We start from the raw sequence: 18,310 nt of genomic DNA, 5'->3' as shown, positions 1-18,310 counted from the left end.
TCACACGGGTACGATTACGACAGGGTTAACAACCAGTGGACGTAAGACTGATAGTGGCTTTCCTGCTCCAGCAGTTCGCTGCGCAACGGATGCGCTTCCAGCCAGCCTGCGGGCAGGGTCAGATGCAGGGCATCGTCGTCTGCCTGTAGCCGCACAGCAGGCAGGGTGTCGTCGCGACGGCGGGTGGAGAAAATAATCGCCAGTCGCAGCAGACGGCACATCCTTTCCGCCAGACGCGGCGGCAGGGCGTTTTGCTGGGTCAGCAACGCCAGGTCGATGCTGCCGCTCTGGTTTTGCAGCAAACAGGCCAGCAGCTTCTTCTGCGCCGGTGTGAAGCCGGGAAGGTCGAAGTGACGGACCAGATACGCCGCGTGCTGTGGCGCATGACGGAAGTCGACGCTCAGGCCGATTTCGTGGATCGCGCAGGCGCTGAGCAACAGCTCACGGCAGCGCTGATCCAGCTTCCACGGCGCAGAAACCTGACGGAAGAAACTTTCTGCCAGTTGACGCACGCGGTCTGCCTGTTCGACATCGATGCTGAAACGGCGCTGGACGTTGTGCAGCGTGCGGGTGCGGATATCGCGGTCAATAGGCAGATGCAGCATGCCGTAGACCAGTCCTTCCCGCAGTGCGCCGCCCGCCAGTGTCATGCTATCAATGCTGAGTTCCTGGAAGATGGCGATCAGGATCGACAGGCCACTGGGGAAGACCAGCGCCCGCTCCAGCGTCAGCCCTTCGATTTCCAGCTCTTCCAGTTTGCCGCACTGAATAGCGCGCTGCTTCAACTGCTGCAGTTTATTCAGCGTGATGCGCTCATCCATGCCCTGCGCCACCATGATCTCCTGCAGTGCCTGAACCGTGCCGGATGCCCCGACACAGGCCTGCCAGCCCTGTTCACGCAGTTGCGCTGCCACGGGCTGGATCATCTCTCGCGCCGCCAGTTCGGCCTGATCAAAGTTCTCTTTGGCCAGGTGACGATCGCTGAAGAAGCGCTCCAGCCACGTCACACAGCCCATCGACAGACTAAACAACACCGAAGCATGTGAGCCATCGCCGGTGGCCAGCTCGGTGCTGCCGCCGCCGATATCGACCACTAAACGCTGGTCGGACCCGCCCGTGGTGTGGGCCACGCCCTGATAGATCAGGCGCGCCTCTTCTTCACCGCTGATAACATTGATAGTACAGCCGAGAATCTGTTGAGCCGTATCAAGAAAGGTCTGCGCATTGGCAGCCAGACGCAAGGTGGCGGTCGCCACCACGCGAATCTGATCGGGGGGAATATCCTGCAGTTGTTCAGAGAAGAGTCTGAGGCATTGCCAGCCACGCGACATCGCATCGGCTGACAGCAGGTTATTTTTATCCAGGCCGGCAGCAAGGCGAACCTTGCGCTTTATTTTTGCGATGGTCTGAATACTGCCAGATACCTCGCGCACCACCAACATATGAAAGCTGTTAGATCCTAAATCAATCGCTGCATAAAGTGACGATGCGCTTAGCATGGTGCCCTAACCTGAACGTTTACGGTTGTTGTTGCGAGGCGCGCCGCGACGATTGGCGTTATTTCCCCCGCGACGCGGGCCGTTGCCGGAACGACTGCGTTGCAGACGCTTAGGCGGCGGTAAATCAGTTAACAACGCTTCACTGCTGTACTTGCTGACCGGGATGCTATGGCCAATGTACTCTTCAATCGAAGGCAGGTTCAGCGCGTACTCTTCACAGGCCAGGCTGATAGAGTGTCCGCTGGCGCCCGCACGACCGGTACGGCCAATACGGTGAACATAATCTTCACAGTCGTCTGGCAGATCGTAGTTAAAGACGTGGGTTACCGCCGGGATGTGCAGGCCGCGAGCTGCAACATCAGTTGCGACCAGAATATCTACATCGCCTTTGGTGAAGTCATCCAGAATACGCAGACGCTTCTTCTGAGCAACGTCGCCGGTCAGCAGGCCGACGCGGTGTCCATCAGCAGCCAGGTGGCCCCAGACATCTTCACAGCGGTGCTTGGTGTTGGCAAAAATAATGGCGCGATCGGGCCACTCTTCTTCCAGCAGGGTCTGCAGCAGGCGCATTTTCTCTTCGTTAGACGGATAGAAAAGCTCTTCCTGAATGCGATGGCCGGTTTTTTGTTCCGGTTCCACTTCCACATATTCAGCACTGTTCATGTGCTCAAATGCCAGTTCACGGACACGATAAGAAAGGGTGGCCGAGAACAGCATGCTCAGACGTTGGGTAGCCGGCGGCATGCGACGGAACAGCCAGCGAATATCTTTAATAAAGCCGAGATCGAACATGCGATCGGCTTCGTCCAGCACCATAACCTGAATAGCACCGAGATTAACGTGATTCTGTTTCGCGTAGTCGATCAGGCGACCGGTGGTTGCCACCAGAATATCAACGCCCTGCTCAAGCACTTTCAGCTGTTTGTCATACCCGTCTCCGCCATAGGCGAGACCCAGTTTCAGGCCGGTTGAGGCGGTAAGGGGTTCGGCATCTGCATGAATCTGCACAGCAAGTTCACGCGTCGGCGCAAGAATTAATGCCCGTGGCTGGTTAACCTGACGGCCTTCCGCCGCAGGATGAGAGAGAAGATGATGAAACGTTGACGTCAGAAACGCCATCGTTTTGCCGGTACCGGTTTGCGCCTGGCCTGCAACATCACGCCCTGAAAGCGTAAAAGGCAGAGCTAACGCCTGAATCGGCGTGCAGTATTGAAAGCCTTTACTATCAAGGGCTTCCACCACTTTTGGGTGCAGGGCGAAGTCGGAAAACTTCTGTTCAGTTAAGTGTGTTTTGCTCATAGTGTGGTAGAATATCAGCTTACTATCGCTTTACGAAAGCGTATCCGATGAAATAAAGTCAACCAACATTGGTATATTTTACGCCAATTCGCCAGGCATAATCTTGTGGAGTAAAACATGAGCAGCGATAAAATCGTTCATCTGACTGATGACAGTTTCGACACCGACGTGCTGAAAGCCGACGGCGTTACACTGGTAGATTTCTGGGCTGAATGGTGTGGTCCTTGCAAAATGATCGCGCCAATCCTTGATGAAGTTGCAGAAGAGTATGATGGCAAGCTGACCATCGCTAAGCTGAATATTGACGATAACCCAGGCACGGCACCGAAGTATGGCATTCGTGGTATCCCGACGCTGCTGCTGTTTAAAAATGGCGAAGTCGCCGCGACCAAAGTGGGCGCGTTGTCTAAAGGCCAGCTGAAAGAGTTCCTGAACGCCAATCTGGCGTAATGCAGGACTGAATGTCTGGCAGTGGTGAATTTATCTCCTGCTGCTGGACGTTCACTTTCAGGCGTGCTAAGTTACCATTACTGCATTACGAACTTACCTTGTAGTTAGCATCTAAAGTTTTCCCTTGTTGAACCCTGTCGCCCTGTACCTTACAAAGATAGAACGGTTCAGCAATCTTACGGTTAGCTCCAACTCTGGCATCACATTCGGACACCTTCTTGCATACCGATCGCCATTTCATACGATGATCGTCGGGAAGAGCCGAAAAGAGCCATTAACGGCATGGATTAATTGCCATACCACTCACGACAAACATTCCGAGTATTACCCCGAGTTTAAGAACCCATCACTATGAATCTTACCGAATTAAAGAATACGCCGGTTGCTGAGCTGATTACTCTCGGCGAAAATATGGGACTGGAAAACCAGGCTCGTATGCGCAAGCAGGACATTATCTTTTCAATCCTGAAGCAACACGCAAAAAGCGGCGAAGACATCTTCGGTGATGGCGTGCTGGAGATCCTTCAGGATGGATTTGGATTCCTCCGTTCCGGAGACAGCTCCTACCTCGCCGGCCCTGATGATATCTACGTTTCTCCCAGCCAAATCCGCCGTTTTAACCTCCGCACGGGTGACACCATCTCTGGCAAAATCCGTCCACCAAAAGAAGGTGAACGTTATTTTGCGCTGCTGAAAGTTAACGAAGTTAACTACGACAAGCCGGAAAACGCGCGTAATAAGATTCTGTTCGAAAACCTCACGCCGCTGCACGCAAATAAACGTCTGCGTATGGAGCGGGGTAATGGCTCAACGGAAGATTTAACCGCACGCGTACTCGATCTGGCTTCACCGATCGGTCGTGGTCAGCGTGGTCTGATTGTGGCACCGCCGAAAGCCGGTAAAACCATGCTGCTGCAGAATATCGCGCAGAGCCTGGCGTATAACTACCCGGATTGCGTGCTGATGGTGCTGCTGATCGATGAGCGTCCGGAAGAAGTGACCGAGATGCAGCGTCTGGTGAAAGGCGAAGTTATCGCTTCAACCTTCGATGAGCCAGCTTCACGCCACGTTCAGGTTGCTGAAATGGTGATCGAAAAGGCCAAGCGTCTGGTTGAACACAAGAAAGATGTCATCATCCTGCTCGACTCAATCACACGTCTGGCGCGTGCCTACAACACCGTGGTTCCTGCTTCAGGTAAAGTCCTGACCGGTGGTGTGGATGCCAACGCCCTGCATCGTCCAAAGCGTTTCTTTGGTGCTGCACGTAACGTGGAAGAGGGCGGTAGCCTGACCATCATCGCGACCGCGCTGGTTGATACCGGTTCGAAGATGGACGAAGTGATTTACGAAGAGTTTAAAGGTACCGGTAACATGGAACTGCATCTCGCCCGTAAAATTGCTGAAAAACGCGTCTTCCCGGCAATTGATTACAACCGCTCTGGTACGCGTAAAGAAGAGCTGCTGACCTCTCAGGAAGAGCTGCAGAAGATGTGGATCCTGCGTAAGATTATTCACCCAATGGGCGAAATCGACGCAATGGAGTTCCTCATCAACAAGCTGGCGATGACCAAAACCAATGATGAATTCTTCGACATGATGAAGCGTTCTTAATCCGGGATTGCCAGGCCGAAGCACAGATTCGGCTTTTTTAGTCCAGATGCGCAGAAAATCGACCTTACGCCACGTCTCAACGTGGCGTTTTTCATTTGTGAGCTATAGGATTGAACACTGGCAGGAGCATTTATAATGACTGTGGTAGTGATGGCGAACTTTTGACCGCTCGTCTGTCTCTTAATGCAGAATTCGGAATCCGACACAGCGACCGGCGCGTTTTTTCGCGTATTGTTGTGCGGGATGTTAGCTGAGAGCGTTTAACGTGAATTTACTCACTATGAGTACTGAGCTTGGATTAATTTTTCTCTTTTCCCTGGCTTTCCTCTTTTTTGCTCGAAAAGCAGCTAAAAAAATTGGTTTAGTTGATAAGCCTAACTCACGTAAACGCCATCATGGCGCGATTCCGTTGGTGGGCGGCATTTCTGTGTTCGCAGGTATCTGCTTTACGTTTGCCATTACCAACTATTACCTGCCACACGCGATGCTCTATCTGGGCTGCGCAGGGGTGCTGGTGCTGGTTGGCGCACTGGATGACCGTTTCGATATCAGCGTCAAATTTCGCGCGGTCGTGCAGGCCATTGTCGCGCTGGTGATGATGTTTGGCGCAAAACTTTATCTGCTCAGCCTGGGCTTTATCGTCGGTCCGTTCGAGCTTATCGTTGGCCCCTTTGGCTATGTGCTGACACTGTTTGCCGTCTGGGCTGCAATCAACGCCTTTAATATGGTGGATGGCATCGATGGTCTGCTGGGCGGCCTCTCCTCCGTCACCTTTGCCGCCATGGGAATCATCCTCTACTTCGATGGCCAGACCAGCCTTGCGATGTGGTGTTTTGCGATGATTGCCGCCACGCTGCCCTATATTCTGCTTAATCTTGGCTTCCTTGGCCGCCGCTTCAAAGTCTTTATGGGTGATGCCGGCAGTACCATGATCGGTTTCACCATTATCTGGATTCTGCTGGAAACAACGCAGGGCCTGAGCCATCCCATTACCCCCGTCACCGCACTCTGGCTTATTGCCATTCCGCTGATGGATATGGTGGCGATTATGTATCGTCGTCTGCGTAAAGGCATGAGCCCGTTCTCGGCTGACCGTCAGCACATCCACCATCTGATCATGCGCGCCGGTTTCACCTCACGTCAGGCCTTTGTGCTGATAACTGTTGCTGCGGCCATCCTTGCCGGGATCGGTGTGCTGGGCGAATATCTGGCGTTCATTCCGGAGTGGGTGATGCTGCTGTTGTTCCTTGGCGCTTTCATGGTTTACGGCTACTGCCTGAAACATGCGTGGCGCGTGGCGCGACGTATCCGGCGCATTAAGCGCCGCCTGAGCCATTACCGCGAAGCAAAAAATAAATGAACCCGATGCTGATTAAAGGATACTTCTTCCATGCCTTCTGACGTTGTGGACAACGAACTGGATATTCGCGGCCTGAGCGGCCGTTTATGGCGTGGCAAACGCTGGATCATCGGGCTGGCACTGCTGTTTGCTCTGGTCGCCTGGCTGGTCACGCTGCTGCTGAAACAGGTCTGGAGCACCACCGCGATCACCGATCGTCCCACGGTGAACATGCTGGGTTCATACTATTCGCAGCAGCAATTCCTGACCAATCTGGATGCGCGCAGCAACACCTTAACCCTGTCAGCACCGTCACCGACAGTGATGGATCAGGTTTATCAGGAGTTCATCATGCAACTCGCGTCGTGGGATACGCGTCGTGAGTTCTGGCAACAGACGGATTACTTCAAGAGCCGCAAAACCGGCAATGCGCATAACGATGCTGCGCTGCTCGACGATATGATCGGCAATATCCTGTTTACGCCTGCTGACGCGGCCCATAACCTGCCCGATAACGTCAAACTCAAAGCGGAAACGGCAGGTGACGCCAATAATTTACTGCGTCAGTACATTGCCTACGCCAGTGAGCGCGCCGCGCGTCATCTGAACGATGAGTTAAAAGGTGCCTGGCGGGTACGTACCGATCAGCTGCAGGCGCAGGTGAAACGTCAGGAAGATGTGGCTAACGCGGTGTTCCAGCGCCAGCAGCATCGGCTGGAGCAGGCGCTGAAGATCGCCAGCCAGCAGGGCATTAATGAGAAGCAGACGCGCGAAGTGGGTGAGAATCTGGCAGACAGCGATCTGTTCCTGCTGGGTCAGCCGGTTTTACAGGGCCAGCTGGATACCCTGCGCGCAACGGGGCCGAGCTTTGATATCAGCTATGATCAGAACAGAGCAATGCTGACCACGCTGCAGGCCGGACCAAAACTGAACAGCAAGTTTCAGACCTACCGTTATCTGCGCACACCGGAAGAGCCGGTATCACGTGACAGTCCGCGACGTCTGTTCATGATGATTATGTGGGGTGCCGTTGGGGCATTAACAGGCGCGGGAGTGGCGCTGGCACGTCGTCCGCGTCTGATGTCAGACACGCATGAGTGAGAGAAACAGTGTGAAAGTTCTGACCGTATTTGGTACTCGTCCCGAAGCGATTAAAATGGCGCCACTGGTTCAGGCGCTGTCGCAGGATCCTGCTTTTGAATCGCGCCTGTGCGTCACCGCACAGCATCGCGAAATGCTCGATCAGGTGTTGCGTCTGTTTAAGCTCGAACCGGATTATGACCTTAATATTATGCGCCCTGAGCAGGGACTGACTGAGATTACCTGTCGCATTTTAGAGGGCATGAAAACCGTCCTGCTCGATTTCAAACCAGACATTGTGCTGGTGCATGGTGACACCACCACAACACTGGCTGCGAGCCTGGCCGCCTTTTATCAGCAAATTCCGGTCGGACATGTTGAAGCCGGTCTGCGTACCGGCGATCTCGCTTCGCCGTGGCCGGAAGAGGGCAACCGCAAACTCACCGGTCATCTTGCCCGTCTGCACTTCACCCCTACCACCCGCTCGCGTCAGAACCTGTTGCAGGAAAACCTGCCCGATTCGCGCATCATTGTCACCGGCAATACGGTCATTGATGCGCTGCTGTGGGTTCGCGATCGGGTGCTGGATGACTGCAATCTGAATGCACAATTAGCGGCGCGCTATCCCTTTATCGACCCGGATAAGAAACTGGTGCTGGTTACCGGTCACCGGCGTGAAAGCTTTGGCGGCGGTTTTGAGCGTATCTGCAGCGCGCTGGCGCAGATTGCCCGCCAGCATCCTGAGGCGCAGATCGTCTATCCGGTGCACCTCAATCCGAATGTCAGCGAGCCGGTTAACCGGATTCTCAGCGGCATTGAGAATATCATTCTGATTGAACCGCAGGAGTATCTGCCTTTTGTCTGGCTGATGAACCGTGCCTGGCTGATTCTGACCGATTCCGGCGGCATTCAGGAGGAAGCGCCTTCACTGGGTAAACCGGTGCTGGTCATGCGTGACACGACCGAGCGTCCGGAAGCGGTTGATGCGGGTACCGTTAAACTGGTAGGGACGGATATCGACAGGATCGTGGCCAGTGTCAGTGAATTGCTGAGCGACGACGATGCCTGGCAGGCGATGAGTCATGCCCATAATCCGTATGGCGATGGCAAAGCCTGTGGCCGAATTTTACAAGCCTTAAAAGATAACAGAGCTGAATTATGAGTTTTGAAACCATCTCCGTGATTGGACTGGGATACATTGGGCTGCCGACGGCAGCCGTTTTTGCCTCAAAGGGAAAAAAAGTGGTGGGCGTGGATATCAACGCGCGTGCCGTTGAAACCATCAATCGTGGCGCGATCCATATCGTAGAACCCGATTTAGATGAAGTGGTGCATGCGGCGGTTACGCGTGGCGACCTGCGCGCCACCACGCAGCCTGAACCCGCTGACGCTTTTCTGATCGCCGTACCGACGCCGTTCAAAGATGAATATCAGCCCGATCTGCGCTTTGTGAAAGCCGCAGCGGAGTCGATCGCACCGGTTCTGAAGAAGGGCGATCTGGTGATTCTGGAGTCCACCTCACCGGTGGGCAGTACAGAACAGATGGCCGAGTGGCTGGCTGCGGCGCGTCCTGATCTGCGCTTTCCGCAGCACGGTGAGACGCCCGATATTTTTGTCGCCTACTGCCCGGAGCGCGTACTGCCTGGCAAGGTAATGGTTGAGCTGATTAACAACGACCGGGTGATTGGCGGTATGACGCCTGCCTGTTCCGCCCGCGCCAGCGACCTCTACCGGCTGTTTTTAAAAGGTGAATGCGTTGAGACCAACGCCCGCACCGCCGAGATGTGCAAGCTGACGGAAAACAGCTTCCGTGATGTGAATATCGCCTTTGCCAATGAGCTGTCGCTGATTTGTGCCGATCAGGGAATTAACGTCTGGGAACTGATTGCGCTGGCGAATCGTCATCCTCGCGTCAATATTCTGCAACCCGGTCCCGGCGTGGGGGGTCACTGTATCGCCGTCGATCCCTGGTTTATTGTGGCGCAGAATCCTGAACTGGCACGCCTGATCCGCACCGCGCGTGAGGTGAATGACGCCAAGCCGCAGTGGGTGCTGGACCAGGTGAAAACCGCGCTGGCGGATTGCCTGACTCAAACCGGCAAGCGCGCCAGCGAGGTCACTATCGCCTGCTTTGGTCTGGCCTTTAAACCTGACATTGACGACCTGCGCGAGAGCCCGGCCGTGGGCGTGACCCAGAAAATTGCAGAGTGGCACAGTGGCAAGACCTGGGTGGTTGAACCTCACATCGAGCAGCTTGCGGACTCGCTGGCTGATAACGCCGAACTGGTCTCCTGCGAGCAGGCGCTGGCTCAGGCCGATATTCTGGTGATGCTGGTCGATCACCGTGCCTTCCGCGCGATTAACGCCGCCGATGTTCAGCAGAACTGGATTGTCGATACCAAAGGCGTGTGGCGATGAAGCGCTTTTTGATCACGGGCGGTGCCGGTTTTATCGGTTCGGCTCTGGTGCGCTTTCTGATCGCAGAAACCGAACATCAGGTCGTGGTGGTCGATAAACTCAGCTACGCGGGAAATCTGGCGTCACTCGCCAGTGTGGCCAACTCGGACCGCTTCTGTTTTGAGCAGGTCGATATCTGTGACCGTACGGCACTTGATGAGGTGTTTGCCCGTCATCAGGCCGACTGCGTGATGCATCTTGCCGCTGAAAGCCATGTTGATCGCTCGATTGACGGGCCGGCGGCTTTTATCGAAACCAATATTGTCGGGACCTGGCAGTTGCTGGAGGCTGCGCGTTCTTACTGGCAAACGCTGGATGACGCGCGTAAAAGGGCCTTTCTGTTCCACCATATCTCGACCGATGAAGTCTTTGGCGATCTGCATGACAGCCAGGCGTATTTCACCGAAACCACCCCTTATGCGCCAAGCAGTCCTTACGCCGCCAGCAAGGCCAGCAGCGACCATCTGGTGCGTGCCTGGCTACGAACCTATGGTCTGCCCACGCTGGTCACCAACTGCTCAAACAACTACGGCCCGTGCCATTTCCCGGAGAAGCTGATCCCGCTGACCATCATCAATGCGCTGGCCGGTAAGGCCTTGCCGGTTTACGGTAACGGGCAGCAGATTCGCGACTGGCTCTACGTTGAAGATCATGCCCGTGCACTCTACCAGGTGGTCAGCTATGGCAAGCCCGGCGAGACCTATAATATTGGCGGTCATAACGAGCGTCGCAATATTGAGGTGGTCGAGACGATTTGCAGCCTTCTTGAAGAGCTGGCAGCAGAGCAGAAACCCGCAGGGCTGGCGCATTACCGCGACCTGATTACCTATGTCGCTGACCGCCCTGGTCACGATCAGCGCTACGCCATTGATGCCAGTAAAATTGCGCATGAACTTGGCTGGGTGCCACAGGAAACCTTTGAAAGCGGCATGCGTAAAACCGTGGCATGGTATCTGGCGAATCCCGCCTGGTGGCAGGCCATTCTGGATGGTCGTTATCAGGGTGAACGCCTCGGCTTATCGCAATAAACCCGCGTAAGGAGCAGCGATGAAAGGCATCATTTTAGCGGGAGGATCGGGCACGCGGTTACACCCGATAACCCGGGCAGTATCAAAGCAACTTCTGCCGGTCTACGACAAACCGATGATCTACTATCCGCTTTCCGTGCTGATGCTGGCCGGGATTCGCGACATTTTGCTGATCACCACGCCGGAGGATCGGGCGCAGTTTGAACGCCTGCTGGGTGATGGCAGTGAATTTGGTATTCGCCTCAGCTATGCGGTGCAGCCCAGTCCCGATGGACTGGCACAGGCCTTTATCATCGGCGAATCCTTTATCGGCGATGACAATTGCTGCCTGGTGCTCGGTGATAACCTCTATTTTGGTCAGGGCTTCAGCCCCAAGCTGCGGAAAGTGGTCGAACAGAATCGTGGTGCAACGGTGTTTGGCTATCAGGTTATGGACCCGGAACGTTTCGGTGTGGTGGAGTTTGACGATAACTTTAAGGCGATCTCGATTGAAGAGAAGCCACAGCAGCCGAAATCGCGCTGGGCGGTCACCGGCCTCTACTTCTATGACAATCAGGTTATCGAATTCGCGAAGCAGGTTAAGCCTTCATCGCGGGGTGAGCTGGAAATCACCGCCATCAACCAGATGTATCTGGAGCGCGGTGAGCTGACAGTCGAACTGCTGGGACGAGGCTTTGCCTGGCTGGATACCGGGACACACGACAGCCTGGTGGAAGCCAGCATGTTTGTGCAGACGGTAGAAAAACGTCAGGGCTTTAAAATTGCCTGCCTGGAAGAGATCGCCTGGCGTAACAACTGGCTCAGCGATGACCAGTTGCGCGCCGCGGGTGAAGCGCTGACAAAAACTGGCTATGGCCAATACCTGCTGGATTTATTACATGCCCGTCCACGTCAATATTAATCCCCTTAGCTGGGAGAGCACATTCTTCGGTGTTGATACCGTGCGGCTGGAGCCGCAGGGCGAGACGCCGCTGGAGCAGGCGCTGCGGCATCCCTGTGCACTGATACAGATGAAAGTCGCTGCCAGCGAGACGGCACTGATTGATACGCTGCAGCAGCATCAGTTTCAGCTGGCAGAAGGCGAGGCAGACCTGACGCTGGCGATTAAAGAGACGGAACGTCAGGCGGGGATTCGCATTGCGCGCGACGCACAAATTCCGCCATTGCGCGATGCCGCATCTCAGCTCTTCAGCCAGAGCCGTTTTCGCGCGCCCTGGTATGCGCCGGACGCCAGCGGTCGCTTCTATGCGCAGTGGATTGAAAATGCGGTGCGCGGCACATTTGACGACCAGTGCCTGGTAGCCAGTGACGCCACCGGTCAGTTGCAGGGTTTTGTTTCGCTGCGCGCGGCAGACGGCGATGCGCGAATCGGTTTGCTGGGCGTGCTGCCTGACGCGCAGGGCCAGGGCGTGGGTCAGCGACTGATGCTGGCGGCGGCGGACTGGGCGCGGGTAAGACAGCTGGCTCAGCTTCGGGTTGCCACCCAGATGAGTAATCTCACGGCGATGCGCCTCTATTTACGCAGCGGTGCCCGGCTCGACAGCACCGCCTACTGGTTTTACAGGAAAGGTCATGATTCCATTTAATGCGCCCCCGATTGTGGGCACAGAAATTGATTATATGCAGTCGGCAATGAACAGCGGCAAGCTGTGCGGTGACGGCGGATTTACCCGTCGCTGTCAGCAGTGGATGGAGCAGCGTTTCGGTAGCAAAAAAGTGCTGCTCACTCCCTCCTGTACCGCTTCGCTGGAGATGGCGGCGCTGTTAATCGATCTGCAGCCCGGCGATGAAGTGATCATGCCGAGCTACACCTTTGTCTCGACCGCTAATGCCTTTGTGCTGCGCGGCGCGCGCATCGTGTTTGTCGATGTGCGCCCGGACACCATGAACATCGATGAAACGCTGATCGAAGCCGCTATCACTGAAAAAACCCGCGCCATTGTGCCGGTGCATTACGCAGGCGTGGCCTGTGAAATGGACACCATTATGGCGCTGGCGGCAAAGCATAAGCTGTTTGTGATCGAAGATGCGGCGCAGGGCGTGATGTCACGCTACAAAGGGCGCGCCCTGGGCACCATTGGTCATATTGGCTGCTTCAGTTTTCACGAAACCAAGAACTACACCGCCGGTGGCGAAGGTGGCGCGACACTCATTAACGACGCCAGCCTGGTCGAGCGCGCCGAGATCGTGCGGGAAAAAGGCACCAACCGCAGCCAGTTCTTCCGGGGTCAGGTCGATAAATATACCTGGCGCGATATGGGGTCGAGCTACCTGATGGCCGATCTGCAGGCGGCCTATCTCTGGGCGCAGCTGGAAGCCGCTGAGCGCATCAACCAGCAGCGGTTACGCATCTGGCAGCGCTATTACGACGCACTCCAGCCGCTGGCGGCCCAGGGACGTATCAGCCTGCCGGTGATCCCCGCCAGCTGTGAACACAATGCGCACATGTTTTATATCAAACTGCGCGATCAGGACGATCGCCAGGCGCTGATCAACTGGATGAAAGAAGCTGAGATACTGACGGTGTTCCACTATATTCCGCTGCACAGTTCGCCAGCCGGTGAGCGTTTCTCGCAGTTTGTCGGCGACGATCGCTATACCACGCAGGAAAGTGAACGTCTGCTGCGCCTGCCGCTGTTCTATAACCTGTCCGATAATAATCAGAGCACGGTTATCAGCTCACTGCTGAGCTTCTTTTCCTGATGTCATTGGCCAGAGCCTCAGTGTGGACCGCATCGTCCACGCTGGTAAAAATTGTGGCTGGTCTGCTGGTGGTCAAACTGCTGGCGGTGAGTTTCGGACCCGAGGGTGTCGGCCAGGCGGGGAACTTTCGTCAGCTGATCACCGTGCTGGGTGTGCTGGCGGGCGCGGGCATCTTCAATGGCGTCACCACCTATGTGGCGCAGTATCAACAGCAGCCCGGACAACTGCGCGCGATGGTGGGCACGGCATCGGCAATGGTGCTGGGCTTTTCCGGTGTGCTGGCGCTGCTGTTTCTGCTGGCGGCGGCACCCATCAGCACCGCGCTGTTTGGTCATGATCGCTATCAGGGCGTCATCCGCGTCGTCGCCTTTCTTCAGCTCGGTATCGCCTGGGCCAACTTAACCCTGGCGCTGCTGAAGGGTTATCGCGATGCGCGCGGTAATGCGCTGGCACTGATTCTCGGCAGCCTGACTGGCGTGGCGGGCTATCTGCTCTGCTGGTGGCTGGGTGGCTATCAGGGGGCGCTGATTGGCCTGGCACTGGTGCCGGCCTTGCTGCTGCTGCCGGCGCTACTGATGCTGAAACGCCGCGCACCGCTGCCGCTGAGCTGGCTGCGTCCGCAATGGCACCCTGAGCTGGCGCGTAATCTGGCAAAATATACCCTGATGGCGCTGATCACGGCTGTGACCCTGCCGGTCGCCTGGGTGTTGATGCGTAACCTGCTGGCAGAGCAGGAAGGGTGGGCGCAGGTCGGATTGTGGCAGGGTGTCACCAGCATTTCGGATGCCTATCTGCAGTTTATCACCGCAACCTTTAGCGTCTGGCTGCTGCCGACGCTGGCGCGGCTCGAGAGCAAACGCGACATTGCACGCGAGATTGGCCGTGCACTGCGTTTTGTACTGCCCGCCGTGGCAGTTGCCAGTTTTGGTGTCTGGGTGCTGCGTGATTTCGCCATCAGCCTGTTGTTCTCTGAGGCTTTTCGCGGGATGCGCGATCTTTTCGTCTGGCAGCTGTGCGGTGATGTTTTTAAAGTCGGTGCCTATGTTTTCGGATATCTGGTTATCGCCAAAGCCTCGCTGCGCTTTTATGTTCTCACTGAGATCAGCCAGTTTCTGTTGCTGACGCTGTTCTCACGCTGGTTGATCCCGTTACATGGCGCGACAGGTGCGGCGCAGGCCTATATGTTTACCTATATGGCTTATTTTGCCCTGTGTTGTGGCGCTTTTATTGTTTACTGCCGGAAAAAATGACTTTAATTCACGTTTTGGGATCGGACATTCCCCACCACAATCTTACGGTGCTGCGCTTTTTCAACGATATACTCAGCGTTGAGCAGCCCGTGGCTTCGCCACGCCATTTTATGGTAGTGACGCAGCAGCCAGAGAGCCTGGCACCGTTCAGTGCATTGCAGATTGAGTGCTTTACCAGCAAGAAAGCGCTGGCGCAGGCGGTGCTGCAGCGGGCCAGACATCGTCAGCAGCGTTTTTTCTGCCACGGTCAGTTTAACCCGTGGATCTGGCTGGCATTACTCAGTGGCAAGTTGCGCCGTTCCCAAATCTTCTGGCATGTCTGGGGTGCCGATCTCTATGAAGATTCACGCAGCCTGAAGTTTCGCCTGTTCTATCTGGTTCGCCGGCTAGCACAGGGACGCGTTGCTCAGGTTTTTGCGACCCGTGGCGACCTGCATCACTACCAGCAGCGTCATCGCAGGGTGCCGGGTTCACTGCTCTATTTCCCGACCCGAATGCCCGCCGCCGCTGTTGAGTCTGATCCCGCAGAGCCGTTTACGCTGCTGCTGGGCAACTCCGGCGATCCGAGTAACCGGCACATTGAAGGCTTAAAAGCGATTCGCGCGCAGTTTGGCACACAGGTGCGTATCGAGGTGCCGCTGGGCTATCCGCCAGGCAACGAGGCGTACATCAGTGAGATTCAGGCTGCAGCAGAGACACTGTTCCCGGACGGGCAGGTGAATCTGATGCGTGAAAATCTGGCGTTTGATGATTATTTAGCGCTGCTGGCGCGCTGTCATGTCGGCTATTTTATGTTTGAACGTCAGCAGGGAGTGGGAACACTTTGTCTGCTGATCCAGGCCAACGTGCCGTTTATCCTGACCCGCAAAAATCCGTTCTGGCGTGATGTGGCTGAGCAGCAGCTTCCGGTATTGTTCAGCGAAGATACGCTGTCGCCTGCGGTGATTGCCGAGGCACGCCGCCAGCTGATGAGCTGTGATAAACAGGCGATCGCCTTTTTTGCGCCGGGGTATCTCGCAGGCTGGCGGGCCGCGTTACAGCTCAGCGAAGGGGAGTTGTCATGAGTCTTATGCAGTTTGGCGGCCTGCTGGTGGTCTATATGCTGTCGCTGGTTTTTATTCTGACCCTGACCTGGCGGGAGTTTAAGCGCGTCCGTTTTAACTTCCATCTGTTCTTCACACTGCTGTTCTTACTGACCTTTTACTTCGGCTTCCCACTGACCTCGGTGCTGGTGTTTCGCTTTAATGTTGAGGTGGTGCCGGTCGAGAATCTGCTGGAGGCGTTGCTGTCAGCGACGGCGTTTTACGCCATTTATTACGTCAGTTATAAAGTGCGGCTGAAGCCCGCCAGTGCGCCACCGGCGAAGCCCTGGCTGCAGATGAATCGGGTTGAAACGCACCTGACCTGCGTGATTCTGGCGCTGGTGGCGCTGGGAACCGTCACTGTGTTTTTCATTCACAACGGTTTTCTGCTGTTCCGCCTGACTGCCTATAACCAGATCTTCTCCAGTGAAGTCTCGGGGGTGGCGCTCAAGCGCTTCTTCTACTTCTTTATTCCGGCGATGTTGATCCCCTATTTTCTGAGCCCGACGCGCCGCAACTGGCTGCTGTTCCTGGTGGTAACAGTGGCCTTTGGTTTGCTGACCTACGCACTGGTGGGCGGCACCCGCGCCAATATCATTATTGCTTTTGCCCTGTTCCTGTTCATCGGGATCACCCGTGGCTGGATCACTCTGTGGATGCTGGCAACAGCGGGCGTACTGGCAATTGCGGGGATGTTCTGGCTGGCGCTGCGCCGCTATAACCTCGACGTAATGGGCGATGAAGCGTTTTATACCTTCCTCTATCTGACGCGTGATACGTTCTCACCGTGGGAGAATCTGGCTCTTCTGCTGGATAACTACGCCCGCATTGAGTTCCAGGGTCTGGCGCCGCTGTGGCGTGATTTCTACGTTTTCATTCCGACCTGGCTCTGGCCGGATCGGCCGCTGGCGGTGTTAAACAGTGCGAACTACTTCACCTGGGAAGTGCTGAATAACCATTCTGGCTTGGCGATTTCCCCCACATTAATTGGATCGCTGGTGGTGATGGGCGGCGTCTGGGCGATTCCAGTTGGTGCTGTCGCGGTAGGGATGATTATCAAAGCCTTTGATGCGATCTATCAGCGTGGCTGCCTTGAGACCAACCGGTACACCGGCGCCATCCTGCAAAGCTTCTGTTTTGGCGCGGTGTTTAACATGATTGTGCTGGCCCGCGAAGGTCTTGATGCGTTCGGTTCTCGCGTGGTGTTTTTCTGCATCATTTTTGCTGCCTGTCTGGGCATAGCGAAATTACTTTTCTGGTTACTGGATCGCGCAGGTTTGATTCGCGACCGCAGCAGGCGGGTGTTGCACAGCCCGCTCTGATTAACCTCTGGGATTGACGGAAGATATGACAACGTTAACTGAGACGCCGCAGTACCGGATTCGCGGCGTTGATTTGTATGGCTTCGAAAACATGCCGTCGGCGGTGAATTTTCTGATGCCGCCGCAGCGCGTTCGCAGCGGTATTTTAGTAGCGATCAATGCAGAGAAGATTCTGACCGCTGAGCGGGATGAGGGATTACGCACGCTGTTAGCGCAGGCTGAATATGCGTATGCCGATGGCATCAGCATTGTACGTTCGATTCGTAAAAAATATCCGCAGGCGTCGGTGCAGCGCATTGCGGGAGCAGATTTATGGGAAGCGTTGATGGAGCGCGCCGGGCGTGAAGGGACGCCGGTGTTTCTTATCGGTGGTCGCCAGCGGGTGCTGGATGAAACCTGTGATAAGTTACGCCGCCAGTGGAATGTGAATATTGTTGGCGCGCAGGATGGCTATTTTGCGCCAGCCGATCAGGATGCGCTGTTTGCCCGGATTGCGGCTAGCGGTGCGAAGCTCGTCACCGTAGCGCTGGGCTCGCCACGTCAGGAGCTGCTGATGCTGGCGTGCCGTGCGCACTGTCCTGATGCGCTCTACATGGGCGTAGGCGGAACCTACGATGTTTTTACCGGTCATGTGAAGCGCGCCCCTAAAATCTGGCAGCGACTGGGGCTGGAGTGGCTCTATCGTCTGATTCGACAACCGAGCCGCCTGCGCAGGCAATTAAAACTGCTTAAATATTTGCGCTACCACTGGCGCGGCGATCTCTGATATTGCTGATAAATGCCGCATTTTTAGGCATTGTGAGAGAGGAAATGCACTATTTGTCGAGAAAGTGCACAAAGCGTAATCAAACGCGTCTTTTTATTTAAAAAGCACTAGACACGATGGGCGCTTATCTCTAGTATGCACATCCGCAACGGCGCTACGCGCCCGTAGCTCAGCTGGATAGAGCGCTGCCCTCCGGAGGCAGAGGTCTCAGGTTCGAATCCTGTCGGGCGCGCCATATCGTTTGTGCGCATGAGCTTCGGTGGTTGATTTACCGCGGTTGGCAGTAGAGATTTAAATGCTGCAGGTTTTAAATCTGTGACATTAAGAATTGTGGTGGCTATAGCTCAGTTGGTAGAGCCCTGGATTGTGATTCCAGTTGTCGTGGGTTCGAGTCCCATTAGCCACCCCAGATTTTGCTGGGAAA

General features: G+C 55.6%; 16 protein-coding genes and 2 tRNA genes. 16 read left to right on the top strand and 2 right to left on the bottom strand.

What is annotated here, in order from left to right:
• Positions 1-14 precede the first annotated feature (14 nt).
• A complete protein-coding gene (gene gppA / locus EE896_RS18420; protein WP_140916068.1) occupies positions 15-1,499 on the bottom strand; it encodes a guanosine-5'-triphosphate,3'-diphosphate diphosphatase in 1,485 nt (494 codons plus the stop codon).
• A gap of 6 nt (positions 1,500-1,505) precedes the next feature.
• Entirely contained in the window at positions 1,506-2,798 is a 1,293-nt protein-coding gene (rhlB, locus tag EE896_RS18415; protein WP_140916070.1) for an ATP-dependent RNA helicase RhlB, read from the bottom strand.
• 117 nt (positions 2,799-2,915) lie between these two features.
• Between rhlB and trxA the strand changes: the two genes are divergently transcribed.
• The 16 genes from trxA (at position 2,916) to EE896_RS18335 (ending at position 18,295) form a co-directional block, all read left to right on the top strand.
• A complete protein-coding gene (trxA, locus tag EE896_RS18410; protein WP_003851963.1) occupies positions 2,916-3,248 on the top strand; it encodes a thioredoxin TrxA in 333 nt (110 codons plus the stop codon).
• Between the two features lie 351 nt (positions 3,249-3,599).
• A complete protein-coding gene (gene rho / locus EE896_RS18405; protein ID WP_003851960.1) occupies positions 3,600-4,859 on the top strand; it encodes a transcription termination factor Rho in 1,260 nt (419 codons plus the stop codon).
• A 280-nt stretch (positions 4,860-5,139) separates the two neighbouring features.
• Entirely contained in the window at positions 5,140-6,219 is a 1,080-nt protein-coding gene (gene wecA, locus EE896_RS18400; RefSeq protein ID WP_003851958.1) for a UDP-N-acetylglucosamine--undecaprenyl-phosphate N-acetylglucosaminephosphotransferase, read from the top strand.
• Positions 6,220-6,249: 30 nt separating this feature from the next.
• On the top strand, positions 6,250-7,299 hold the full coding sequence (gene wzzE, locus EE896_RS18395) for an ECA polysaccharide chain length modulation protein (RefSeq protein WP_003851956.1): 1,050 nt from the start codon (positions 6,250-6,252) through the stop codon (positions 7,297-7,299).
• 10 nt (positions 7,300-7,309) lie between these two features.
• The gene (gene wecB, locus EE896_RS18390; protein ID WP_008926425.1) at positions 7,310-8,440 is read left to right on the top strand and encodes a non-hydrolyzing UDP-N-acetylglucosamine 2-epimerase; all 1,131 of its coding nucleotides are present in this window, start codon (positions 7,310-7,312) and stop codon (positions 8,438-8,440) included.
• The gene (wecC, locus tag EE896_RS18385) at positions 8,437-9,696 is read left to right on the top strand and encodes a UDP-N-acetyl-D-mannosamine dehydrogenase (protein WP_105100006.1); all 1,260 of its coding nucleotides are present in this window, start codon (positions 8,437-8,439) and stop codon (positions 9,694-9,696) included. Before wecB ends, wecC begins: the two co-directional genes overlap by 4 nt.
• Positions 9,693-10,763, top strand: coding sequence for a dTDP-glucose 4,6-dehydratase (gene rffG / locus EE896_RS18380; RefSeq protein ID WP_140916071.1), 1,071 nt, complete (start codon positions 9,693-9,695; stop codon positions 10,761-10,763). The genes wecC and rffG overlap by 4 nt, the downstream gene beginning before the upstream one ends.
• A 19-nt stretch (positions 10,764-10,782) precedes the next feature.
• The gene (gene rfbA, locus EE896_RS18375) at positions 10,783-11,664 is read left to right on the top strand and encodes a glucose-1-phosphate thymidylyltransferase RfbA (protein ID WP_061061265.1); all 882 of its coding nucleotides are present in this window, start codon (positions 10,783-10,785) and stop codon (positions 11,662-11,664) included.
• Positions 11,642-12,349, top strand: a complete 708-nt coding sequence (rffC, locus tag EE896_RS18370; protein ID WP_110411746.1) for a dTDP-4-amino-4,6-dideoxy-D-galactose acyltransferase — start codon at positions 11,642-11,644, stop codon at positions 12,347-12,349. The genes rfbA and rffC overlap by 23 nt, the downstream gene beginning before the upstream one ends.
• Positions 12,336-13,466 carry a dTDP-4-amino-4,6-dideoxygalactose transaminase gene (rffA, locus tag EE896_RS18365; RefSeq protein WP_039658617.1) on the top strand — a complete coding sequence of 377 codons (1,131 nt, stop codon included), beginning with the start codon at positions 12,336-12,338 and terminating at the stop codon, positions 13,464-13,466. Before rffC ends, rffA begins: the two co-directional genes overlap by 14 nt.
• Positions 13,466-14,716, top strand: a complete 1,251-nt coding sequence (gene wzxE, locus EE896_RS18360; RefSeq protein ID WP_140916073.1) for a lipid III flippase WzxE — start codon at positions 13,466-13,468, stop codon at positions 14,714-14,716. The genes rffA and wzxE overlap by 1 nt, the downstream gene beginning before the upstream one ends.
• Positions 14,713-15,780, top strand: a complete 1,068-nt coding sequence (gene wecF, locus EE896_RS18355; protein WP_140916075.1) for a TDP-N-acetylfucosamine:lipid II N-acetylfucosaminyltransferase — start codon at positions 14,713-14,715, stop codon at positions 15,778-15,780. The genes wzxE and wecF overlap by 4 nt, the downstream gene beginning before the upstream one ends.
• Positions 15,777-17,120, top strand: coding sequence for an ECA oligosaccharide polymerase (wzyE, locus tag EE896_RS18350; RefSeq protein WP_078805041.1), 1,344 nt, complete (start codon positions 15,777-15,779; stop codon positions 17,118-17,120). Before wecF ends, wzyE begins: the two co-directional genes overlap by 4 nt.
• A gap of 25 nt (positions 17,121-17,145) precedes the next feature.
• Positions 17,146-17,886, top strand: coding sequence for a lipopolysaccharide N-acetylmannosaminouronosyltransferase (wecG, locus tag EE896_RS18345; RefSeq protein ID WP_008926433.1), 741 nt, complete (start codon positions 17,146-17,148; stop codon positions 17,884-17,886).
• A 158-nt stretch (positions 17,887-18,044) separates the two neighbouring features.
• Positions 18,045-18,121 (top strand) — tRNA-Arg (locus EE896_RS18340).
• Positions 18,122-18,219: 98 nt separating this feature from the next.
• Positions 18,220-18,295 (top strand) — tRNA-His (locus EE896_RS18335).
• The last annotated feature ends 15 nt before the right edge of the window (positions 18,296-18,310 follow it).

The sequence above is a fragment of the Pantoea eucalypti genome, from assembly GCF_009646115.1.
Classification (GTDB): domain Bacteria; phylum Pseudomonadota; class Gammaproteobacteria; order Enterobacterales; family Enterobacteriaceae; genus Pantoea; species Pantoea eucalypti.
This window is presented reverse-complemented; position numbering and strand designations above follow the sequence as displayed.

Excerpts from the sequence above, each read along its gene's own strand:
- gppA (WP_140916068.1), bottom strand. The coding sequence starts at position 1,499 with ATGCTAAGCGCATCGTCACTTTATGCAGCGATTGATTTAGGATCTAAC.
- rhlB (WP_140916070.1), bottom strand. The coding sequence starts at position 2,798 with ATGAGCAAAACACACTTAACTGAACAGAAGTTTTCCGACTTCGCCCTG.
- trxA (WP_003851963.1), top strand. The coding sequence starts at position 2,916 with ATGAGCAGCGATAAAATCGTTCATCTGACTGATGACAGTTTCGACACC.
- rho (WP_003851960.1), top strand. The coding sequence starts at position 3,600 with ATGAATCTTACCGAATTAAAGAATACGCCGGTTGCTGAGCTGATTACT.
- wecA (WP_003851958.1), top strand. The coding sequence starts at position 5,140 with ATGAGTACTGAGCTTGGATTAATTTTTCTCTTTTCCCTGGCTTTCCTC.
- wzzE (WP_003851956.1), top strand. The coding sequence starts at position 6,250 with ATGCCTTCTGACGTTGTGGACAACGAACTGGATATTCGCGGCCTGAGC.
- wecC (WP_105100006.1), top strand. The coding sequence starts at position 8,437 with ATGAGTTTTGAAACCATCTCCGTGATTGGACTGGGATACATTGGGCTG.
- rffG (WP_140916071.1), top strand. The coding sequence starts at position 9,693 with ATGAAGCGCTTTTTGATCACGGGCGGTGCCGGTTTTATCGGTTCGGCT.
- rfbA (WP_061061265.1), top strand. The coding sequence starts at position 10,783 with ATGAAAGGCATCATTTTAGCGGGAGGATCGGGCACGCGGTTACACCCG.
- rffC (WP_110411746.1), top strand. The coding sequence starts at position 11,642 with ATGCCCGTCCACGTCAATATTAATCCCCTTAGCTGGGAGAGCACATTC.
- rffA (WP_039658617.1), top strand. The coding sequence starts at position 12,336 with ATGATTCCATTTAATGCGCCCCCGATTGTGGGCACAGAAATTGATTAT.
- wzxE (WP_140916073.1), top strand. The coding sequence starts at position 13,466 with ATGTCATTGGCCAGAGCCTCAGTGTGGACCGCATCGTCCACGCTGGTA.
- wecF (WP_140916075.1), top strand. The coding sequence starts at position 14,713 with ATGACTTTAATTCACGTTTTGGGATCGGACATTCCCCACCACAATCTT.
- wzyE (WP_078805041.1), top strand. The coding sequence starts at position 15,777 with ATGAGTCTTATGCAGTTTGGCGGCCTGCTGGTGGTCTATATGCTGTCG.
- wecG (WP_008926433.1), top strand. The coding sequence starts at position 17,146 with ATGACAACGTTAACTGAGACGCCGCAGTACCGGATTCGCGGCGTTGAT.